Here is a 20,293-nt window from a genome sequence, read left to right as displayed (position 1 = left end):
AAAGTAACACCTTAATATTTTAACAATGGTAAATCACCAATTATTTTTTATGTCTTAGTTCAGAAGATACAGATATTTTCTTTCTTCCCTTAGCTCTTCTACGAGCAAGGACTTTACGACCATTTGCGCTAGCCATACGCTCGCGGAAACCGTGCTTATTTCTTCTTTTTCTTTTTGAAGGTTGAAACGTTCTTTTCATTTTATATCTTCTTTAATCTTCCTTTTACTTTTCTCTGTTTAAATTTTGAGAATAGCCTTCTCAAAAGCTGGGCGCAAATATACAAACACTTTCTAATTCAACAAACAGAAAGTATAAAATATTTTAGATTGTTTTTATTACATTTGCACGCTCAATTAAAACATCAATTTTCACCCTATTTATCGGAGTATTATTCCGTTTTTAGAATCTACAATATGTTCAACAAAAATATAAAATTAGTACTTGCCGTTCTCGTTTTCGGTTTAGCGGTATGGCAAATCATAGATCGTTCAATAGGTAATGGCATAATGCTCATTCTACTTTCGGCTATTTTTGTATTGCTTTATTTCAAAAATGAAATTTTAATTCTGGCATTTTTACGCCTGAGAAAGCAGGATTTTGCCGGTGCTCAAAAATGGCTTGACAAGATTAAGAATCCTGAAGCCGCGTTGGTACGTAAACAAAATGGCTATTATAACTATCTAAATGGTTTAATGCTTTCACAGACTAATATGATTCAGTCTGAAAAATACTTCAAAAAAGCCGTACAACTAGGCTTAAGTATGGATGCTGATCTGGCAATGGCAAAAATAAATCTTGCCGGGATCGCAATGACCAAAAACAGAAGACGTGAAGCAGATAAACTGCTAGCAGAAGCTAAAAAATTAGACAAGCACAATATGCTTGACGAGCAGATTAAAATGATGAAAAAGCAAATGAAGCAGGCTGCAAATATGCCACGCCAACAATATGGGCGCGGTGGCCGTCGCTAATTGTTTTAAAAACTGCTACACATAAATATATATACAATTGATATAGGTTGATACATTTTAATATCAACACACAAGCATAAAAAAGCTCCTGATCAGGAGCTTTTTTAGTTTCAAAACACATTGCAAACCAAACCCTTAGACTTTCATCTAGTATTTACACCGTTTGAACGAGAAGTTTTTTACAGGGTATTTTCAAAAGCTAATTTTGTTAAAATACCAAACTAACTATATGCCAAGAACTTTACTTATACTTCTCTTTATATCGCTATGGAATTTAAACGCTCAGGAAAATGAGAAAATACTTTTTTCAGAAGCTTTAAATTCAACGATCAACACGTATAATTCTAGAGTTGATGCTGCTCTAGCATCGGGCGAATTTGACTATGCAAAATCTTTATTTGATTCTTTGGTCAAAGATCATTTACAAGGGTCCTACATTGACGCTTTAGAATTTGAACGTTTTAATAGCGGTATCGCTTCAACCGAAGAGTTTGATAAACCTACAATTCTGCTTACGTATGCCTCTTGGTGCATTCCTAGTGAGGGTGAGATTCCGGTTTTAAATAAGATGGTTGAACGCTATAGTGATCTTGTTGATTTTGTTGTGCTCTTCTGGGATTCTAAAGATACTGTGAGAAAACTGGCCAAGAGCTTTGATAAGAACATACACATCGTATATGTGGATGAAACCAAGAATAAGCATATGCAAACTGTAAATTTATTAAAGCACGCTTTAGGGCTTTCTCTAAGTTTTGTGATGGGTGCAGATGGCGAAATTCTTGATATTAATCGCAGACCTCCAAATAAAATGAATCTTTCGGAGAGTCAATTATTCAATCAAAATATCACTTTTTTAAGCCGGCAGATCGCAGCTATTAATATTGATCACAACATCAACATTAATGAGCTACCAGAATCTTTAGCAACCTTCTAAGCTAGATTAAAGTAATGCGCTGTTTGTCATAAACTTTAATGGCACCAGCAAACTACCTAATAACCAAGTGAGGCATTAATTGCAAAAAAATAATTTTGTGGCACCCTGACAGCTATCAAAACGAAATATTAAATGCTTTGGCGGCGCCAATAAAAAAGCGGGAACTTAAAAAAGTTCCCGCTTTTTTATTACACCTGCGCTTCGGTTTTCTACTGACCAATATTGGCATTATAATAACCTTCCTTAGGAATTTCTATCTGATATTCTTTTCGCGACGCATTATTCAAATGATCTTCACGCAACCAAGGATTGTGAAGCTTTAAAATTTTATAGTTGAGCCCAAACTGTTGTGCAAACTTTACAAAATCGGTCACTACAGTATCTACTTTCACCTTATATGACGGTACATCTTTGTATAAATCCTCCTGCGTATAATTGAATCCATAGCGTTCTGGGTCTGATAAGATCTGTTTTAACGCCAGAATTCTAAACACATATCTTCCGGTCTCTTCGCCCAAAAGCAAATCGTAATACCCATTTACATCCTGCTGGTCTAATCTTCTGCTCATTCCGGCATTACCCGCATTGTAACCCGCTGCTGCAAGCGTCCAACTTCCTAGACTAGCTTTAGACTTCTTTAGATATTTACAAGCTGCGCGCGTTGACAATTCCACATTATACCGCTCATCTACATTATCATTTACTTCAAGACCAAGTTCTTTTCCGGTACTGCTTAAAATTTGCCAAAATCCGGTGGCACGTGCAGGAGAAACTGCTTGTGTCAAACCACTTTCAATAACAGCTAAATATTTAAAATCATCAGGCAAACCTTCTTCTTTTAAAATAGGCTCGATAATCGGGAAATATTTTGCTGCTCTTTTAATCAACAACAACCCATTGGATTGCCAGTAAGTATTGACTAAAAGTTCACGATCTAAGCGCTCTCGTATATCTGGGTTATCAAGAGGCACCGCCTCACCTGCAAACTCTAACTGGTCAGGCAACGGAATCGCATATACGTTATAGTCATTAACCAGTTTATCTGTTTTCTTTATTTCAGGATCTGCATTTGTTGTTGTGTTATCTTGCTGTACAGCTTGTACACACACTGCAGTAGTAGCAACAAGCCCAACACCGGCGAGTATATTTTTTATATTGATCATAGCAAATTTTTGTATTGAAGTTTGATCGCAAATTAGCAATTAATTCTCGATAATCTTAGGCAAGTTTTTGTTAAACCACTTACACTTAGTAATTATCATCGCGTGTGTTCCTCCCGGAATAGGGATGCAATTATCAATATATCTATACGGAAAAACAGGATCGCTGGTACCGTGAATGTGAACAAGATCTTCTTTGCATTTTACTTGATCCCAACACAGCATTTGCTCTAGCGCCCAAGTAAGGTAAACAGGATCTGTGATTGAAAGGTATTTTTGATAAAGCTCTACTTTGTGTTTTAACCGATCTCCTATCGCATAGTTAGCAAGCGTGTCTACATTGCGCGCCAGACTCACAGGCGCAATGCGATAAAGTCCCAGAGCACGACAGAAGCGCATACGTTTAGGCAGTTCTAACTTAGATTTTACACTGCTCACGATAATAAGTTTACGATACGTAATAAATTTTGCCATTTCCTGTACCAGTACGCCACCAAAACTTACACCTAACAAAACAGGATTAGCCTCTTTAACCTCTTCAAGCATTCGCTTAGCGTAATCTTCTAAGGTTTCTGAAGGTTGTGGGATCTTCCAAGAAAGTGCGTGAAGCGTATAGTTTTTTTCGGGCAGTTTTATATGCTCAAAAATACTAGGATTAGCCGCCATTCCCGGCATTAAATACACGTGTATCATAGCATTCAAAATTAAGGGTTTAACAGACTACTGCTAAAAATTTTGGCTTATTTTTTGTATATTTACTGATATGCCTATTACAAAAGCTCCCTATTTCACCCCAACTACAACCTTATCGAGCATTGTAAACTATTTTTCTTAAAACAATTTATATGGATGTAATGACAGCGATTGAATTAACAGATAACGAGTTTTTAAGACAATTTGAAACCACCTTTGATGAGAAGTTGGCAAAAATTGAATATTCGCTTCAGGATCGGAAAATTTTTCTAACCAAGATTCATATGCCTGAGGGCACTGAAGATCGAATGAATGATTTTATCGTTGCTGTATTTAAAGAAGTCGAAGATCGCAATATTAGGCTAGTTCCTACCAGTCCTGAAATTGCAAAATTCATGAGGTCTAACCGTAGAAAGTACAAAAATTTATTGCCGGTAGGTATAAATATCTAAGTGTCGCTTCTACATTAAAGTAAAAAGCCTGTCTATTTAGACAGGCTTTCTTTATGCTAGAACTTCAGTAGTTTCGGTACAATATTCAAATCGCACCATACCATCATCATCTATTTCCTTTAGCTCTATACTATGAGTAGTATTTACAAGTGCCGGATCCCAAGGCGCTTTTACTTTCACATAATTTTCGGTAAAACCGTGTATGTATCCTTTTTTGTTTTCGCCCTCAAATAATACAGTTCGCTGCGTACCTATTTGAGATTCATAAAATGCACGTCTCTTTTTAGCTGAAAGCCCTCTCAACATTTTACTGCGCTTTTTTCTTACTTTTAAAGGAACAACTCCGTCCATCTCTGCTGCTAAGGTATTGTCTCTTTCAGAATACGTAAAGACGTGGAGGTAAGAAATATCTAACGCATTTAAGAAGTTATAAGTATCTAAAAAGTGTTCATCTGTCTCTCCAGGAAAACCAACAATAACATCCACTCCTATACACGCATCAGGCATTAACTTTTTAATCTGGGCCACACGATCTACATAGAGTTCGCGTTGATAGCGACGGCGCATTTTACCTAGCATCTCATTATTTCCACTCTGCAGCGGAATATGAAAATGTGGCACAAAAGCTCTTGAATTTGCGACCACCACAATGGTCTCATTTTTCAGCAAATTGGGTTCAATACTTGAAATACGTAGTCGCTCGATACCTTCAACCTGATCTAATGCTTTAACCAGGTCTAAAAACGTATGCTCGTGTTTTTTGTTTCCAAATTCACCCTTTCCGTAATCGCCAATGTTTACCCCGGTTAACACGATTTCTCTGATCCCTTTAGCCGAAATTTCACGTGCGTTATTTAAGACATTCTCAAGCGTATCACTTCGCGAAATTCCACGTGCAAGCGGAATTGTACAATACGTACATTTATAGTCACAACCATCCTGAACCTTTAAAAAAGCACGAGTACGATCGCCAATAGAGTAAGAACCTACATAAAAATCTGCGTCTTCGATCTCACAGCTATGTACCTCACCCATATCATTTTTAGATAAGTCATTGAGGTAATCTGTGATCTTAAATTTTTCGGTGGCTCCGAGTACCAAATCAACGCCATCAACATCAGCAAGTTCTTCTGGTTTTAATTGTGCATAACAACCTACTGCCGCTACAAAAGCATCAGGATTTACCTTTTGCGCTTGCTTAACAATTGTTTTAAAACGTTTGTCTGCATTTTCGGTAACACTACACGTATTGATCACATATATATCAGCCGACTCACTAAAATCGACACGATCAAAACCTTCATTTTTAAAGCTGCGTGAAATAGTCGCCGTCTCTGAAAAATTAAGTTTACATCCTAACGTGTAAAACGCTACTTTTTTCCCTGCTTCGTTCATTACAATCTTCTTCACAATTGGTTACTTTTGTTTTGCTTAAAACGCCTAGTACCCTGTTTATTTAAAAGTGCAAAGTTAACTACAATTTTGCTCTTGCTCAAGTTTATAGATTTATTGGCAGCATCGAAGGAATTCATAACCTTCAAGACTACCCTCGAAATTGAAAAGCTCTGAGCCTTTGACCAAATGTTCGTTTATGACTTTAACCTTTCTGAAGCTTAATTCTTTTTTAAAATCTTTAGCTCACGCGCCTTTTTTTATTATCGGAATATTGTTTTTATGTCTTGTATCATGTAATTCAAAAGCAGAAGCCGAGAATGACCTAAACGTTTTTAGATACAATGAGCATTATAATGTTGCCACACTTGATCCAGCTTTCGCTAGAAATCCGCCAATAATATGGCCTACAAATCAATTATTTAATGGTCTAGTGCAACAAGATGATTCTTTAAATATTGTTGCAGACATTGCTAAATCTTGGACGGTAAGCGAGGATGCTAAAACCTACACATTTACCTTACGGGATGATGTTTATTTTCATAAACACAAACAGTTTAAAACCATAGACAGTACCCGAAGCGTGGTTGCCGGCGACTTTGTTTACAGTTTTAACCGCTTAAAGAATGCTGCGGTAGCCTCACCGGGAAGTTGGGTATTAAATAATGTTGAGCAGTATCGTGCGGTAAACGATACCACCTTAAGCATTACCTTGAAAAAAGAATTTCCGGCATTTTTAGGCCTTTTAACTATGCGCTACTGCTCTGTGGTTCCCAAGGAAATCGTAGCGTTTTACGGCAATGAATTTCGTAGAAATCCTGTGGGCACCGGCCCTTTTAAATTTAAGCGTTGGGAAGAAGGCGTGAAATTAGTGCTTCGGAAAAACGAACTCTATTTTGAATACGATGCCGATGGAAATCAACTTCCATACTTAGAAGCCGTCGCGATCACTTTTCTTCCTGATAAACAAAGTGAGTTTTTGCAGTTTGCACAAGGAAATCTCGATATGTTGAACAGTCTTGATCCTTCCTATAAAGACGAATTGCTTACCGCCACCGGAAAGCTCAAAGACAATTATAAAGACCGCGTAAAAACCATAACCGGCCCTTTTTTAAATACAGAATACTTAGGTTTCTTTTTAGACAGCAAATCTGAAGAAGTCAGATCTAAATTGTTGCGCCAAGCTGTTAACTATGGTTTTGATCGTGTAAAAATGATCAAATACCTCAGAAATGGCATAGGTACACCGGCAAATGCAGGCTTTATCCCAAAAGGTTTGCCCGGCTACGGCTCCCCAGGGTTTGAGTATGATCCGGCAAAAGCCCGAGATTTGATCAATCAATATATTAAAGAAACCGGCAACGCAACGCCTAGCATTACCATTGGCACAAACAGTCAATATTTAGACATTTGCGAATATATTCAACGCGAGTTGGGCAAACTTGGTCTCAATATTATCATAGATGTGATGCCTCCTTCTACCCTTCGGCAATTAAAATCTACCGGAAAACTTGATGCATTTAGAGCCAGCTGGATTGCAGATTACCCGGATGCTGAAAATTACCTTTCGCTGTATTACAGTAAAAATTTCACGCCAAACGGCCCCAATTATACCCATTTTAAAAATCAAACTTTTGATAGTTTGTATGAAGCGAGCTTTAAATTTTCAGATATTGAAAAACGAAAAGTCTTATATGAAAAAATGGATTCTATTATTTTAGAAAACGCGCCATTTGTAACCTTGTATTATGATCAGGTTATCAAATTTGTTCCTAAAAATGTCACCGGACTTAAAGCCAATCCGCAAGATTTTCTGGTATTGAAAAGGGTTAGAAAATCCGCTAAAATGCAATAAATGGTGTAACAAAAAGCTATAAATCTCAACCAATAATACACTTAGGTACTACATACTTTTATAGAATTTACTTTTAAACTGTTGATTATGGGATTTGGAGGTTCGGTTGCGGCAATGTTGGCTACGCTTAAAAATAACAAGCGAGAAAGAACCTCGCGTTTTGACAGCAAGCATCTAACGAATACAGCTTCCCAGAACGCTTCCTCTAAATTGGTTTTCAAAAAATCAAATGACAAGGATTTAGCAGAAGTCAAAAAGCAAATTCAACAAAATGCACACGCTTATAAAAAGAAAGTTGCTGTGCTAACGATCATTAGTCTGGTTCTGCTAGCAGCGCTTATTCTGTGGCTATTTCTAGATTCAGGCACTCCTTTAATTTAATCCCGATTGTTCTCCATTAGCGGCTGCGATAGCACATTTTCTCAATCGTTTTAGGTTAAAAGAATTTAAGAATGGAATTAAACGTTTGTTTAATTTAAACAAACGTTTAATTTTGTGCGCTCAATTTTTACTCGTTCATGGAACTCAATGACAAACAAAAAGAGATTGTTCAAGTAGCTGAAAAGCTATTTGCTGAATATGGTTTTGACGGTACTTCGGTACGGCTCATCGCAAAAGAAGCTGGGATTAACATCGCGATGATCTCCTACTATTTTGGCTCTAAAGAAAAACTTCTAGAGCATATGGTGGTGCATCGTATGTCTGGATTTAAAGTGAATCTTGATGAAATTATCGCTCAGGATGACCGCTCCTACCCCGATCGTTTAAATGAAATTGTGGCGTTGTATGTGAAGCGCATTCATAAAAATAACCGCATTTATAAAATTGTGCATAACGAGCTCACCAACAATGCTCGTAGCCTCACCTTTGAACATTATTTATCTCAGAAAAAGAAAAACCTTGATTCGGTGACCAAGTTTATCGAGGCAGGTCAAAAAGTCCACGTGTTTAAAAAACATATTGAAATCCCCTTATTGATCCCGTCTATTCTCGGCACTTATTTTCATTTTCATTACAACCAGAGGTTTTACGAAGAAAGCTACGGTTTAAACACGCCAGAGAGCAAAGAATTATTCATTGAAACCACCCTTACTAAGCATATTCAAAAAATGCTTAATGCTTTAATTACCTATGAAGACTAGATTTATAATCACAGCTATCCCCTTATTTTTTAGCCTGTTTGTAAGTCAAGCGCAAAAGACCCAAAATCTTTCGCTTGATGATGTTGTACAGATGGCTTTAACCACAAGTGATGCGTCAAAAATTAACGCCGCCCAAGTCACTCAGGCGCAACAAGCGCTTAAGGTCACAAAAAATAATCAGTATCCTGACGTTGATATTTCAGGACAATACAGATATCTGACCAATGCAGATGTGAAACTGCAAATTCCCGTGAGTACTACAAGTGGCGAAAACAGTGAAGAGCAGGCAACGGCTTCTCCTGATGTCAACGGGCTGTTGTTAGGTTCTGCAAATGTAAGTATGCCGCTTTTTTCGGGCTTTAAGCTTAAGAATAGTATTTCTGCAAGTGAAAATAAATTACAGGCTGCAATTTATAACGCGGCCAATGATCAAGAAGAACTGGCGTTGCGTGCGATACAAACCTATCTAAATCTGTATAAGGCGAATGCGACCATTGGGCTGTTTGAAGATAATCTCAAAAGCGCCAATCAACGGGTGACCGATTTCAGCAATATGGAAGCAAATGGTTTATTAGCACGTAATGATTTATTAAAAGCACAGCTTCAACAAGCCAATGTTGAGCTCGCTCTGGCGGAAGCAAAAAAGAACGCCAAAATTTTGAATTACAGGCTGAATGCCCTTCTAAAATTACCCGAAGAAACACAGATCAGCACTGAGGTAAATGCAGTAACACCGGTCGCAAGCGGACTTCCTTCCACCGAAAATAGAAATGATCTTAAAGCTTTAGATTTTCAAGAAGAAGCTCTTCAAGATCAGATTAAAGTAGCTAAGGCTGATTATTATCCGTCTCTGGCTTTAGTGGGTGGTTACATCGCGTTGGATCTCAATAATGCACTCACCGTAACCAATGCGATGAATGTAGGTGTAGGCGTTTCTTATAACCTCGCATCCCTTTTTAAATCTAAGGCTAACGTTAAATTAGCCGAAAGTCAGGCTCAGCAGTTACGTTACCAAATTGACGAAGCTACTGCCCAAGCTAAAGTAAATGCACAAAATGCTTTTGCTGAATATAATCTCGCTTTAAACACTTTTGAAGTTTATGAAGTTTCTAAGGAGCAAGCTGAAGAAAACTACCGCATCGTAAAAGATAAATACGATAACGGACTTTCTGATACTAATGACCTTCTGGAAGCCGATGTGCAGCAACTGCAAGCCAACATTAATCTGACGTACGCTAAGGCAGACATTACCCAAACCTATTATCAACTTTTAAGTGCCGAAGGCGTACTTACCAAGCAATTTTCTCAAAATTAACCCTTCTACAATCATGGAACAGAAGAAAAAAACCAATAAAAAATTCATCATCATTACAGCCGTTTTAGTGCTCATCGGCGCAACCTACGGAACGATTAAGTTCATTCACTCGCTCTCTCACGAAGAAACTGATGATGCTCAGGTAGAAGCAAATATGAGTGCCATCATACCGCACGTAGGCGGTTATGTTGACCAAATTTTTGTTGAAGATAACGCTATTGTAAAAGCTGGAGACACATTGTTTACTATAGATCAGCGCGATTATCTTGTTCAGTTAGAACAAGCCAAAGCAAGTTTAGCAGCCGCCGAAAGTCAGCTTGCTGTTGCGCAGTCCTCTATTGGTTCCTCTAAGGCAAATGCCAGCGCATCCTATGCACAGGTTTCTTCAACTTACGGCAATATTGAGTCGGCCAAAATTCAGTTGAGGAGAGCTTCAGATGATTATACCAGATATAAAAATCTCTACGACAATAAGAGCATCACGACTCAGCAATACGAGCAAGCTTTAGCGGCTAAGCAAGAAGCCGAAGCACGTCTTTCGGTTTTAGAAAATCAGCAAAAAGCAATGCAAAGTCAAAGCCGTGCGGCGACTTCTCAAAACGAAGTGACCGAAAAACAAGTCGCTGTTGCTGAAGCTAATATTAAAAGCGCTCAAGCGCAGGTAGATGCCGCACAACTTAATCTGGATTACACGGTGGTGATCGCTCCTATCGACGGCCAACTTTCTTCGATAGAAATTCAAGAAGGGCAATTTGTGCAACCCGGTCAATCGCTCTTTTATCTTGTAAATACTCAAGATAAATGGATTGTTGCCAATTTTAAAGAAACCCAATTAAACGATATGAAAGTTGGTCAAAAAGTAGGCATTGCTATCGATGCCTATCCAGATGAAGAGTTTGAAGGGGTCATAGCTAACTTCTCTCCTGCTACCGGCGCTCGATTTTCTTTACTTCCACCCGATAATGCGACCGGAAACTTTGTAAAAACCGTACAACGCCTACCTGTGAAGATTAATTTTACTGACGCTAACAGTCAGGAACGCTTGGCTTTGTTACGCGCAGGAATGAATGCAGAAATAGACGTACATCTAAACTAGAATACTATGGCTGAGGCTATAGAAGCAGAAGACAGTCTCGTTGAGTATGGCTTTAGACGCGTGATCATCACGATCACCGCGATTCTTTGCGCACTTTTAGAGATTGTAGATACAACCATTGTAAACGTTGCATTAAATGATATGCGCGGAAGCCTGGGCGCCACCTTGACTGATGTCGCGTGGGTAATCACCGCGTATGCCATTGCTAACGTGATCATCATACCTATGACGAGTTGGTTATCAAAACAGTTTGGTCGGCGGAATTATTTTGCGGTTTCCATCGTCATTTTTACGTGTTCTTCCTTTCTCTGCGGAAATGCTACAAACATTTGGGAGCTCGTTGCTTTTAGGTTTGTTCAAGGTCTAGGTGGTGGTGCGTTGCTGGTTACTGCACAAACTATTATAACCGAAAGTTACCCGGTCGCTAAACGAGGTATGGCGCAAGCCATTTACGGAATGGGTGTGATCGTTGGTCCTACCCTAGGACCACCTTTAGGTGGCTATCTGGTTGACAATTTCTCGTGGCCTTATATTTTCTATATCAATATTCCGATTGGGATCATTGCGACCTTTTTGACAATTCTCTTTGTTAGAAGTCCAAAATATGGTGAAAAACTGAGCGCAAATCAAGTAGACTGGTGGGGTATTGTATTTCTTGCCTCCTTTATTGGTTCGTTGCAATTTGTACTTGAACACGGGCAACAAGACGACTGGTTTGAAGACCATATGATCGTAATTTTAAGTGTGGTTTCTTTATTTGGTCTTGTGGCATTTATTTGGCGCGAACTGGTTTATGAGTTTCCTATTGTAAACCTAAGGGTACTGCGCAACACCAATTTATGGACGGGAACTATAATGACCTTTATTCTAGGTTTTGGTCTTTACGGCTCTACCTTCGTGATCCCGATTTACACCCAGTCCATTTTAGGGTGGACAGCAACCGATGCCGGCTTATTACTAATCCCGAGTTCGATAACCACAGGTTTAATGATGCCCATAATAGGGAAGCTCCTAGAACGCGGAATCCCCGCAAAGTATCTGGTAGCACTGGGTTTTATTGGGTTTTTCTTATATAGCCTATGGATGCATAACCTGCTTACTCCAGATACCTCGTCAGAGGCTATGTTTTGGCCTTTAGTGCTCCGCGGAATGGGTCTGGGACTGTTATTTGTTCCTATTACTACCTTAGCACTTTCTACGTTAAAAGGAGCTGAGATTGGTGAAGGCGCCGCCTTTACCGGAATGATGCGCCAATTAGGAGGCTCGTTCGGTATTGCTATTATCACAACGATGATTTCACGCTTAAATCAGCAGCATCGGGTTGATCTGATTCCTAACTTAAGTAGTATTGATCCGCAAACGCAACAGCGTGTAAACGGTTTGCAGCAAATGTTTATAGGGAAAGGTTTTAGTTTTAATGAAGCCTTAGACCGCGCATACCAAGTATTAGAAGGAAGCATTAGCCTTCAAGGCACGGTACTCACGTATATGGATGTATTTCTATACTTGGGAATTCTGTTTTTAGTCTGCGTACCTTTTGTTTTAATGATGAAAAATGGTTCGGGCAAACCGGCATCAGGAGCGCATTAATACCTTCTGTATTTAGCTGACTCCTCAAAGACATGTTCTAAGATCGCCGCTTCCTGCTCATCAAAAGGTATGTTGCGGCGTTCCATCACTAGTTTAGCGGTTTGAAAAGCTTTATTGGTTTTATAAGTGGTAAAACCACTGGCCCCACCCCAACTGAAACTAGGAACAAAATTACGAGGAAAACCTGTTCCAAAAATATTGACGCTTACACCGATAACCGTTCCTGTATTGAACATGGTATTAATACCGCACTTGCTGTGATCTCCCATCATTAAACCACAAAATTGCAATCCGGTTTTTGCAAAACCTTCGGTCTCGTAATCCCAAAGACGCACTTCTTCGTAATTATTTTTAAGGTTGCTGTTGTTAGAATCCGCACCAATATTGCACCATTCACCCAACACAGAATTTCCTAAATAACCATCGTGACCTTTATTAGAATATGCCATCAATACCGAATTGGTAACCTCTCCTCCAACTTTGCAATACGGACCAATAGTCGTTCCTGTATAGATTTTTGCTCCCATCTTTACGGCAGCGTGTTCGCAAAGTGCAAACGGACCGCGAATGAGTGCACCTTCCATAATCTCAGCATCTTCACCTATATAAATAGGACCTGCTGAGGCATTAAGCGTGCAAAAATTAATTTTAGCACCTTCTTCAATAAAGATATTTTCTGCGTGAAGCGTTTGTACTCCTTTAGGTATTTCTGCAGAAGTTCTTCCTTCGGTTATCAAATCATAATCCAGCTGAATGGCTTCGTGATTTTTACTGAAAATATCCCAATTATTTTCAATCTTAAAGACACCTTCAACCGTAACTTCTAATTGCTCATAGGTATCAAAATCTATTTCTTCCTGGTTATCTTTAGTATAAAAAGCAACGATATCATCCCCATCAAAAAGGGCTTGATTTTCCTGTAGATCCAGCACTTGTTCTACCAGAACTTCCGTAGGAATATACGATGCATTGATCATTACATTCTCTTCAAACTCCACCATAGGGAATTTTTCAGACAAATACTCTTCAGTGATTGTAGAAGTTGTACTTCCCAGGTGTTTTTCCCACTTCTCCCGAATGGTTAAAATTCCGATTCTGAGATCTGCGACAGGTCTAGTATAGGTAAAGGGTAAGAGCTTTTTACGCGAAGGACCGTCAAAGAGAATATAGTTCATAAGTGTAGTGTTTCTGGGTAAGCGAAAATAAACATTTATCTTTAGAGAAAAGCTATTGCTCCATCTTATAGCGTAAGGTTAAAATGATACACTTGGGAATTGATAACCTTTCAACCCCAATAAAAAAAGCCCTTTAGCAAGTGCTAAAGGGCTTTCTAATATTAGAAAATGTTAGGGCTTAGTTACCGCCTTTTTCCATTTGCTTTTTCAATGCTGCAAGAGCATCATTTGCGTCTCCCAAAGTAGGTGCGCTAGCTGCTGCAGAATCAGCTGCTTTCTTAGCTGCCTGCTTAACAATCTTAGCTTCCTCTTCTTTAAACAATGCAGTGTGTGAAGCAACTACACGTTTAAAGTCTTTATTAAACTCAATGATTTGGAATTCTGCCTCATCACCTTTACCAAGTTTGCTTCCGTCTTCTTTCTCTAAGTGACGCCCTGGAATAAATGCCACGATGTCCTCGTTGAATTCAACAGTTGCTCCTTTGTCTACAATTTCTCCAATTGTACCGGTGTGCTTAGTTCCTACTGCAAAATCAGCTTCGTATTTGTCCCAAGGATTGTCTTCAATCTGCTTGTGACCTAAGCTTAATTTGCGTCCTTCTACGTCAAGCTCAAGAACTACAACTTCTAGTTTATCACCGATGTTTGTAAATTCTGATGGGTGCTTGATTTTCTTAGTCCAAGAAAGGTCTGAGATGTAGATAAGACCGTCGATACCTTCTTCTAATTCTACGAATACACCAAAGTTAGTGAAGTTACGTACAATTCCGGTGTGACGAGAACCTACAGGATATTTAGAAGTAATATCAGTCCAAGGATCTTGCGTTAATTGCTTGATACCAAGAGACATCTTACGATCTTCACGATCCATAGTAAGAATTTGAGCTTCTACTTCGTCACCAACGTTTACGAAATCCTGAGCGCTACGTAAGTGCGTAGACCAAGACATTTCACTAACGTGGATAAGACCTTCTACTCCTTCTTCTACTTCAACAAAAGCACCGTAATCTGCGATTACTACAACTTTTCCTTTTACTTTATCACCTACACTTAAAGTCTCGCTAAGAGCATCCCATGGGTGCTTCTTAAGCTGCTTAAGACCAAGTTGGATACGTGTTTTATCCTCATCAAAGTCAAGGATAACCACGTTAAGTTTCTGATCAAGATCAACGATCTCATTCGGGTGGTTGATACGAGACCAAGAAAGATCTGTAATGTGTACCAATCCATCTACGCCACCAAGGTCAACGAATACTCCGTAAGAAGTAATGTTTTTAACGGTACCTTCAAGAACCTGACCTTTTTCAAGCTGCCCGATGATTTCTTTTTTCTGCTCTTCGATATCTGCCTCGATAAGCGCTTTGTGAGAAACAACAACGTTTTTGAATTCTTGGTTAATTTTAACCACTTTGAATTCCATTGTTTTGTTTACATACGCATCGTAATCACGAATAGGCTTCACATCGATCTGAGAACCTGGTAAGAATGCTTCAATACCAAATACGTCTACGATCATACCACCTTTAGTACGTGCTTTTACAAAACCGGTAACAATTGTACCATCCTCGTGAGCTTTGTTTACACGCTCCCAAGCTTTGATCACACGTGCTTTACGGTGAGATAATACTAATTGACCGGTTGCGTCTTCACGCACGTCAATTAATACCTCTACAGTATCACCAACTTTAAGATCTGGGTTGTAACGGAACTCGTTAAGAGAGATTACACCTTCAGACTTTGCGTTGATGTCTATAATAGCATCACGATCTGTGATGTTGATTACTTTACCTTCAACAACTTCGTCATCAAGAGTGTCAACAAAGTTTTCTGCAACCAGCTTTTCAAACTCGTCTAGCTTATCATCATCGATAGGATCAATTCCTTCTTCGTAGTTGTGCCAGTTGAATTCTTTAAGAAATTTCTCAGGATTAGCTTGAGCAGCACTTTCGTAACCTTTTGGTTCTTTAATTGCATCAGGAGTAGCAAGTTCTTCTGCTGCTGCAACATTTGTCTTAAGCTCAACTTCTTCCTGAGCTTCTGGTTTTTTATTTTCTTCAGCCATTGCTGATTAATAGTTTGTATTTTACGCTTTTGTGGAAACTAAACAACTCAAAATCGTAAAAGAGGTTTAAAATACATGTTTGGTTTCAAGAGATTCATTTTAAATCCCTCATCCTTTTGGGTTTCCAACCGTTGTCAAAAGGAGTGCAAAATTACATAAACTTTTCTAATTTTCTATTCTGAAATAAAAAATATGTTAGCAGAAAAATCAAACACCACATTTAAGGGGCAAACCGCTAGACATGAACTCTTTGGAAAGGTCTGGAAAGCTCCCGATCAAAAAGCTGTGGTTTGCATCATTCACGGTTTTGGAGAGCATTTAGCAAGGTACACTCACGTTGCCGAATATTTCAATACTAAAAACATAACCTGCTATGCAATCGATCTGCCCGGCCACGGAAAATCTAGCGGTGAACGTGGCGTTGTACGCTCCTTACAGGATTTTATTTTAGCAGTGGACTTTCTTTATGAAAAAGCCATTGAAGAAAACCCGGAAACACCGGTATTTTTATATGGTCACAGTATGGGCGGCGGCATTGTTTTACGCTATTTATTAATAACAGCAGATCCACCGGCAGGAGCCCTCGTGACTTCGCCTTGGCTAAAGCTCGTCAACAATCCCGGAGCATTGCAAATTATTCTAGGCAGAATGGCCTTGACCTTTGCTCTAAACCCGATTAAGGAAACTAAACTCAACCCAGAGGATCTTTCCAGAAATGCTGAAGTAGGAAAAGCTTACCAAAACGATCCGCTGGTACACGGTAAGGCTTCAATAAAATTATTTTTTGGTCTAAACGATAACGGCGTTTACCTAATGGATAAAACTTTTGATTTTAGAACCAAACTTCTTCTAGCACACGGGACCGAAGACAACGTCACAAAATACCAAGCTTCAAAAACTTTGGCTTCGCGTCATCCTGATCAAATGGATTTTAAATCTTGGGAAGGTTTACGACACGAAACGCACAACGAACTCAACAAAGAAGAAGTTCTTGAGTTTTATAGCAATTGGATTCTAGATCGTGCGAATTCTTAATAGCGTAAATTGCGGTTATTCAATTTAAGCAATTGCATTTTTATATTTTGTCGGGTTAATTTGAATACCTCAACCATTTCCCGTTGATTAGGTTGCTGCCAATTATAATAGGCAGTGACTTTTAAAAATGTAGGCTGAAACTGCTTATTCCCATAATATTTGAGATTCACCAGCCAGTCACCAGAACCTAGATCATCAATCAAAAACTCTTCTGAAGTATAGCCTTTAAGTTTTTCATCTCTGATGCGGTCGGGACTTTGCTCTAAGGTGTGATTCACCACATAAGGTTGATTTTGCGGATTTACAAATTCAAGATCAAATTCGGCTTCAGAGGTGTTCCATTCAAAAACTAAACGAACATCGTAAGCGAGTTCGCTTTTATTTTCAGGGAGTGAAAATTTAGCATCTGCATCGATCTTATCTTTATGCTGAAAATATAAGGCTTCCATCTCCCGGTAAACAATCGCGTCTATTCCTGTGCCGCTCAAACTATCTGTGGTATTCATATAGCCCATATACATCAACCAGGCTTTCTGATAATTTTCAGCAACAGCAAACGAATTGCCTAAATCCCGATACGATTGCGCGTATTGCGGACGCAGTCTGAATATCTTCTTATAAACCGAAAGCGCTTTTTCACGATCAGCGTTTGCTTCATAAGTATATGCGAGCACCTTCAAGGCTTCAGCATTGGTTTCAAAAGCGGTTTCCATTTCGCTTAAAACCAAATGTGCTTTATCGGTAGCATTTTTATCATAAAAGTACTGTGCAACATCAGCATAAAATGCGACGTCTCGTGCATTGTTAACAAGCGATTTTTCATAAATACTAAAAGCTTCTTCCAGAGTATTTGAACTTTCTAAATTCTTCTGATATTGAGGAGTTACTGTGATTAGACTTTCCATGGCAATAGCGTCGTCAGAGTAAACCCTTTGATTTCCATAAGTCTTACCGACCTTTTCTTTACGCTGTGAAAAATAAGCACCTTTAGTACGTACTACAATTACGCCACCTGAAGCCATACTCCCGTACCTATTAGTCTGACTTAATGATTTTAAAATAAGAATATCCTGTACATTCGCTATATCGATAAATGGTGGTTCTGTATAAATTGTTCCATCTATATCCCATATAGCAGGTATGTTGTTATTTATAGAGTTACCCGCTCTAATATAAATTTCGCCTTCACTATTTACTTCTAATCCTGCTGCTCTACCATCTATAGCTCTTGCTAAATCTACCGCAGCTTGATTTAAACTAGCTCCTTTTACATATGCCGAAGAACCACCAGTACTGATATACCCCATCGCTGTTGGCATTTTTCTAGGTTTACCATTTGGACCAAATTCTTCTTGACAATCGCTTTGATTCTTGTTTTTGGTAGTGACGGTTACCTCATCAAGATCATTAACCTCGGGCAGCATTTTTACATTGAGCGTTTTCGTAACATCTTCTATTATGATCGTTACGGTTTCTAGTCCTACATAAGAAAATTGTAATTCTTGACGTGGCGCCACATCGATGGTATAGTATCCCCTACTATCTGTTGCGGTCATAACTTCTGTACCCACCACAGTAACTTTAGCACTAACCACAGGTGTTCCTAAACTGGTAACATAACCGGTCACCTCCTGTGTGCTTTGTGCAAATAGACCAAATGAAACACTTAATAAAGCCAAAAAACATATTACACCTATTTTCATAATCCACCTAATTCGCATAATTCACATAATTACAGTAAGTTATATAAAACTATTAATTAAAATATAACTAAACACAATAAGTTTATATTCTTGAGGCAGATTACACTATCAACAATTTCAATTCACATTTTTAAAGATTCAACTAATTTCCAGACTGATAATTTAGAATTATCTAGAAATAACTACTTTACAAAAAGCTCAAATTGATTTTGTTAACTTTAGATGCACTAACTAAAATGTTTCTAGATGAATACAAAAATTACATTATTATTTCTGCTGATAGGACTAGTTGCTTTCGGGCAAAAAATTCCTAAAGACAAAAAGCAGCTTATTGCTTCTGTTGAAAGTCACAAAGAAGAATTGATTTCGATAAGTGACCAAATTTGGGCAAATGCCGAAATCGCTTTTCAGGAAACCGAATCTTCAAAACTACTTGCCGATTATGCCGAAGCAAATGGTTTTGCTGTAGAACGCGGAGTTGCTGATATTCCTACCGCATTTATTGCGACCTATGGAGAGGGCAAGCCGGTAATAAGTATTCTGGGTGAGTTTGACGCACTTCCCGGTATTTCACAAAAGGCGCAGCCTACTAAAGAACCCCTGGAAGCTGGCGCAGCAGGTCACGGATGTGGTCATAACCTTTTTGGGACCGCAAGTCTGGGTGCAGCTATTGCGGTTAAAGAGATGATCGAAGCCGGAAAAATTAAAGGCACCGTAAAATTCATAGGTACTCCTGCCGAAGAAAAATTCTTTGGTAAATTATGGATGCTCGAAGCTGGGGTTTGGGATGATGTAGATGTTAATGTAAGCTGGCACCCTTCTGCAGATACTAAAGCAGATGTGCAAAGTTCGCTGGCTATGGTTGACTTTATTGTAGAATTTAACGGTCAAGCGGCGCACGCTGCGGCAGATCCGTGGAATGGGCGCAGTGCTTCTGATGCGTTAGAGTTGTATACCACGGGAATCAATTATTACCGTGAACATATAAAACCTACCGTACGCATTCACTATCATATTCAAGATGGTGGTCAAGTGGTTAACGTGGTGCCTGATTACAGCAAATTGTGGGTACGCGTGCGCAATACCGATACTAAAGGAATGCTTCCGGTTTTTGAACAGGTAAAGAAAATGGCAGAAGGTGCTGCAATTATGGCGAATGTAGATTATAAATATTCGCTAGTTTCCGGAATACGAGAAACTTTGGTAAACAGAACCGGCGGAGCCGTAATGCAAGAGAATCTGGAGCTTTTAGGCCCTTTAGAATATACGGAAGAAGAAATCGCTTTTGGTAAAAAGATTCAAGAAATGACCGATAAACCTCAAGTAGGAATGGACAGCAAGATCTATCCCTTTGAGGAAACCAGAGAAAATCCCGGCGGCGGCTCTACAGATGTGGGTGACGTAAGTTGGAATGTGCCTAATATCAATCTTGGCGTAACCGTTGCTCCTAAAGATACGCCTTGGCATTCCTGGGCGGTTGTCGCATGCGGCGGAATGTCTATAGGCCATAAAGGAATGGTAATGGCTTCAAAAGCTATGTCAATGACTATGTATGATTTATTTGAAGATGCAAAACTTGTTGAAGAAGTAAAAACTGAATTTAAAGAACGTAAAGGAGACGACGTCTACAAAGCGATGATCCCCGATGGACCGCCACCTATTGGTAACTAAAAAAAAATCCCCGTTCACTATTGAACGGGGATTTTTGCTTTAAGCA

Annotated in this window: 18 protein-coding genes; 11 read left to right on the top strand and 7 right to left on the bottom strand. The window is 39.0% G+C overall.

Annotated elements, in window-relative coordinates; all coding sequences use genetic code 11:
• Positions 1-40: 40 nt before the first annotated feature.
• Positions 41-199 carry a 50S ribosomal protein L34 gene (gene rpmH, locus HCN54_RS04895; RefSeq protein WP_072982582.1) on the bottom strand — a complete coding sequence of 53 codons (159 nt, stop codon included), beginning with the start codon at positions 197-199 and terminating at the stop codon, positions 41-43.
• A gap of 215 nt (positions 200-414) precedes the next feature.
• On the opposite strand from rpmH, the gene HCN54_RS04890 reads away from it, so the two are divergent.
• Both HCN54_RS04890 and HCN54_RS04885 read left to right on the top strand, forming a co-directional pair.
• Positions 415-972 carry a hypothetical protein gene (locus tag HCN54_RS04890; protein WP_072982584.1) on the top strand — a complete coding sequence of 186 codons (558 nt, stop codon included), beginning with the start codon at positions 415-417 and terminating at the stop codon, positions 970-972.
• A 229-nt stretch (positions 973-1,201) separates the two neighbouring features.
• A complete protein-coding gene (locus tag HCN54_RS04885) occupies positions 1,202-1,906 on the top strand; it encodes a TlpA family protein disulfide reductase (protein ID WP_072982585.1) in 705 nt (234 codons plus the stop codon).
• A gap of 209 nt (positions 1,907-2,115) precedes the next feature.
• Here HCN54_RS04885 and HCN54_RS04880 read toward each other — a convergent pair whose 3' ends face one another.
• Positions 2,116-3,069 (bottom strand): lytic transglycosylase domain-containing protein, encoded by a 954-nt coding sequence (locus HCN54_RS04880; RefSeq protein WP_167596780.1) that lies wholly within the window; start codon positions 3,067-3,069, stop codon positions 2,116-2,118.
• 39 nt (positions 3,070-3,108) lie between these two features.
• Positions 3,109-3,759 (bottom strand): alpha/beta fold hydrolase, encoded by a 651-nt coding sequence (locus HCN54_RS04875; RefSeq protein ID WP_167598837.1) that lies wholly within the window; start codon positions 3,757-3,759, stop codon positions 3,109-3,111.
• Positions 3,760-3,911: 152 nt separating this feature from the next.
• On the opposite strand from HCN54_RS04875, the gene HCN54_RS04870 reads away from it, so the two are divergent.
• Positions 3,912-4,211, top strand: coding sequence for an N-acetyltransferase (locus tag HCN54_RS04870; RefSeq protein WP_084673114.1), 300 nt, complete (start codon positions 3,912-3,914; stop codon positions 4,209-4,211).
• Positions 4,212-4,262: 51 nt separating this feature from the next.
• Here HCN54_RS04870 and mtaB read toward each other — a convergent pair whose 3' ends face one another.
• A complete protein-coding gene (gene mtaB, locus HCN54_RS04865) occupies positions 4,263-5,606 on the bottom strand; it encodes a tRNA (N(6)-L-threonylcarbamoyladenosine(37)-C(2))-methylthiotransferase MtaB (protein WP_167598836.1) in 1,344 nt (447 codons plus the stop codon).
• Between the two features lie 196 nt (positions 5,607-5,802).
• Between mtaB and HCN54_RS04860 the strand changes: the two genes are divergently transcribed.
• From HCN54_RS04860 to HCN54_RS04835, 6 genes are all read left to right on the top strand, one after another.
• Entirely contained in the window at positions 5,803-7,458 is a 1,656-nt protein-coding gene (locus HCN54_RS04860; RefSeq protein ID WP_167596779.1) for an ABC transporter substrate-binding protein, read from the top strand.
• Positions 7,459-7,545: 87 nt separating this feature from the next.
• Positions 7,546-7,839, top strand: a complete 294-nt coding sequence (locus HCN54_RS04855; RefSeq protein WP_167596778.1) for a hypothetical protein — start codon at positions 7,546-7,548, stop codon at positions 7,837-7,839.
• A gap of 137 nt (positions 7,840-7,976) precedes the next feature.
• On the top strand, positions 7,977-8,600 hold the full coding sequence (locus tag HCN54_RS04850) for a TetR/AcrR family transcriptional regulator (RefSeq protein ID WP_167596777.1): 624 nt from the start codon (positions 7,977-7,979) through the stop codon (positions 8,598-8,600).
• A complete protein-coding gene (locus HCN54_RS04845) occupies positions 8,590-9,915 on the top strand; it encodes a TolC family protein (protein ID WP_167596776.1) in 1,326 nt (441 codons plus the stop codon). The genes HCN54_RS04850 and HCN54_RS04845 overlap by 11 nt, the downstream gene beginning before the upstream one ends.
• Positions 9,916-9,928: 13 nt before the next feature.
• Positions 9,929-11,011 (top strand): HlyD family secretion protein, encoded by a 1,083-nt coding sequence (locus HCN54_RS04840; RefSeq protein WP_167596775.1) that lies wholly within the window; start codon positions 9,929-9,931, stop codon positions 11,009-11,011.
• A gap of 6 nt (positions 11,012-11,017) precedes the next feature.
• Positions 11,018-12,601, top strand: coding sequence for a DHA2 family efflux MFS transporter permease subunit (locus HCN54_RS04835; RefSeq protein WP_072982598.1), 1,584 nt, complete (start codon positions 11,018-11,020; stop codon positions 12,599-12,601).
• On the opposite strand, the gene HCN54_RS04830 is transcribed toward HCN54_RS04835, so the two are convergent.
• Together HCN54_RS04830 and rpsA are read right to left on the bottom strand one after the other, a co-directional pair.
• Complete coding sequence (locus tag HCN54_RS04830) at positions 12,598-13,776, bottom strand: GlmU family protein (RefSeq protein WP_167596774.1); 1,179 nt, start codon at positions 13,774-13,776, stop codon at positions 12,598-12,600. The genes HCN54_RS04835 and HCN54_RS04830 overlap by 4 nt on opposite strands.
• Positions 13,777-13,954: 178 nt before the next feature.
• Positions 13,955-15,838 carry a 30S ribosomal protein S1 gene (gene rpsA, locus HCN54_RS04825; RefSeq protein WP_072982601.1) on the bottom strand — a complete coding sequence of 628 codons (1,884 nt, stop codon included), beginning with the start codon at positions 15,836-15,838 and terminating at the stop codon, positions 13,955-13,957.
• Positions 15,839-16,030: 192 nt separating this feature from the next.
• Here rpsA and HCN54_RS04820 point away from each other — a divergent pair, with 192 nt between their 5' ends.
• Entirely contained in the window at positions 16,031-16,873 is an 843-nt protein-coding gene (locus tag HCN54_RS04820) for an alpha/beta hydrolase (protein ID WP_167596773.1), read from the top strand.
• On the opposite strand, the gene HCN54_RS04815 is transcribed toward HCN54_RS04820, so the two are convergent.
• Positions 16,870-18,552 (bottom strand): carboxypeptidase-like regulatory domain-containing protein, encoded by a 1,683-nt coding sequence (locus HCN54_RS04815; protein WP_240924946.1) that lies wholly within the window; start codon positions 18,550-18,552, stop codon positions 16,870-16,872. The two genes, HCN54_RS04820 and HCN54_RS04815, sit on opposite strands and share 4 nt — an antisense overlap.
• 270 nt (positions 18,553-18,822) lie before the next feature.
• Here HCN54_RS04815 and HCN54_RS04810 point away from each other — a divergent pair, with 270 nt between their 5' ends.
• The gene (locus HCN54_RS04810; RefSeq protein ID WP_167596771.1) at positions 18,823-20,247 is read left to right on the top strand and encodes an amidohydrolase; all 1,425 of its coding nucleotides are present in this window, start codon (positions 18,823-18,825) and stop codon (positions 20,245-20,247) included.
• Positions 20,248-20,293: the final 46 nt, after the last annotated feature.

It is taken from the genome of Leeuwenhoekiella sp. ZYFB001 (genome assembly GCF_011784865.1).
In the GTDB taxonomy this organism is placed as follows: domain Bacteria; phylum Bacteroidota; class Bacteroidia; order Flavobacteriales; family Flavobacteriaceae; genus Leeuwenhoekiella; species Leeuwenhoekiella palythoae.
This window is presented reverse-complemented; position numbering and strand designations above follow the sequence as displayed.

Coding starts and splice junctions, on each gene's coding strand:
- rpmH (WP_072982582.1), bottom strand. CDS start 199: ATGAAAAGAACGTTTCAACCTTCAAAAAGAAAAAGAAGAAATAAGCAC.
- HCN54_RS04890 (WP_072982584.1), top strand. CDS start 415: ATGTTCAACAAAAATATAAAATTAGTACTTGCCGTTCTCGTTTTCGGT.
- HCN54_RS04885 (WP_072982585.1), top strand. CDS start 1,202: ATGCCAAGAACTTTACTTATACTTCTCTTTATATCGCTATGGAATTTA.
- HCN54_RS04880 (WP_167596780.1), bottom strand. CDS start 3,069: ATGATCAATATAAAAAATATACTCGCCGGTGTTGGGCTTGTTGCTACT.
- HCN54_RS04875 (WP_167598837.1), bottom strand. CDS start 3,759: ATGATACACGTGTATTTAATGCCGGGAATGGCGGCTAATCCTAGTATT.
- HCN54_RS04870 (WP_084673114.1), top strand. CDS start 3,912: ATGGATGTAATGACAGCGATTGAATTAACAGATAACGAGTTTTTAAGA.
- mtaB (WP_167598836.1), bottom strand. CDS start 5,606: ATGAACGAAGCAGGGAAAAAAGTAGCGTTTTACACGTTAGGATGTAAA.
- HCN54_RS04860 (WP_167596779.1), top strand. CDS start 5,803: ATGACTTTAACCTTTCTGAAGCTTAATTCTTTTTTAAAATCTTTAGCT.
- HCN54_RS04855 (WP_167596778.1), top strand. CDS start 7,546: ATGGGATTTGGAGGTTCGGTTGCGGCAATGTTGGCTACGCTTAAAAAT.
- HCN54_RS04850 (WP_167596777.1), top strand. CDS start 7,977: ATGGAACTCAATGACAAACAAAAAGAGATTGTTCAAGTAGCTGAAAAG.
- HCN54_RS04845 (WP_167596776.1), top strand. CDS start 8,590: ATGAAGACTAGATTTATAATCACAGCTATCCCCTTATTTTTTAGCCTG.
- HCN54_RS04840 (WP_167596775.1), top strand. CDS start 9,929: ATGGAACAGAAGAAAAAAACCAATAAAAAATTCATCATCATTACAGCC.
- HCN54_RS04835 (WP_072982598.1), top strand. CDS start 11,018: ATGGCTGAGGCTATAGAAGCAGAAGACAGTCTCGTTGAGTATGGCTTT.
- HCN54_RS04830 (WP_167596774.1), bottom strand. CDS start 13,776: ATGAACTATATTCTCTTTGACGGTCCTTCGCGTAAAAAGCTCTTACCC.
- rpsA (WP_072982601.1), bottom strand. CDS start 15,838: ATGGCTGAAGAAAATAAAAAACCAGAAGCTCAGGAAGAAGTTGAGCTT.
- HCN54_RS04820 (WP_167596773.1), top strand. CDS start 16,031: ATGTTAGCAGAAAAATCAAACACCACATTTAAGGGGCAAACCGCTAGA.
- HCN54_RS04810 (WP_167596771.1), top strand. CDS start 18,823: ATGAATACAAAAATTACATTATTATTTCTGCTGATAGGACTAGTTGCT.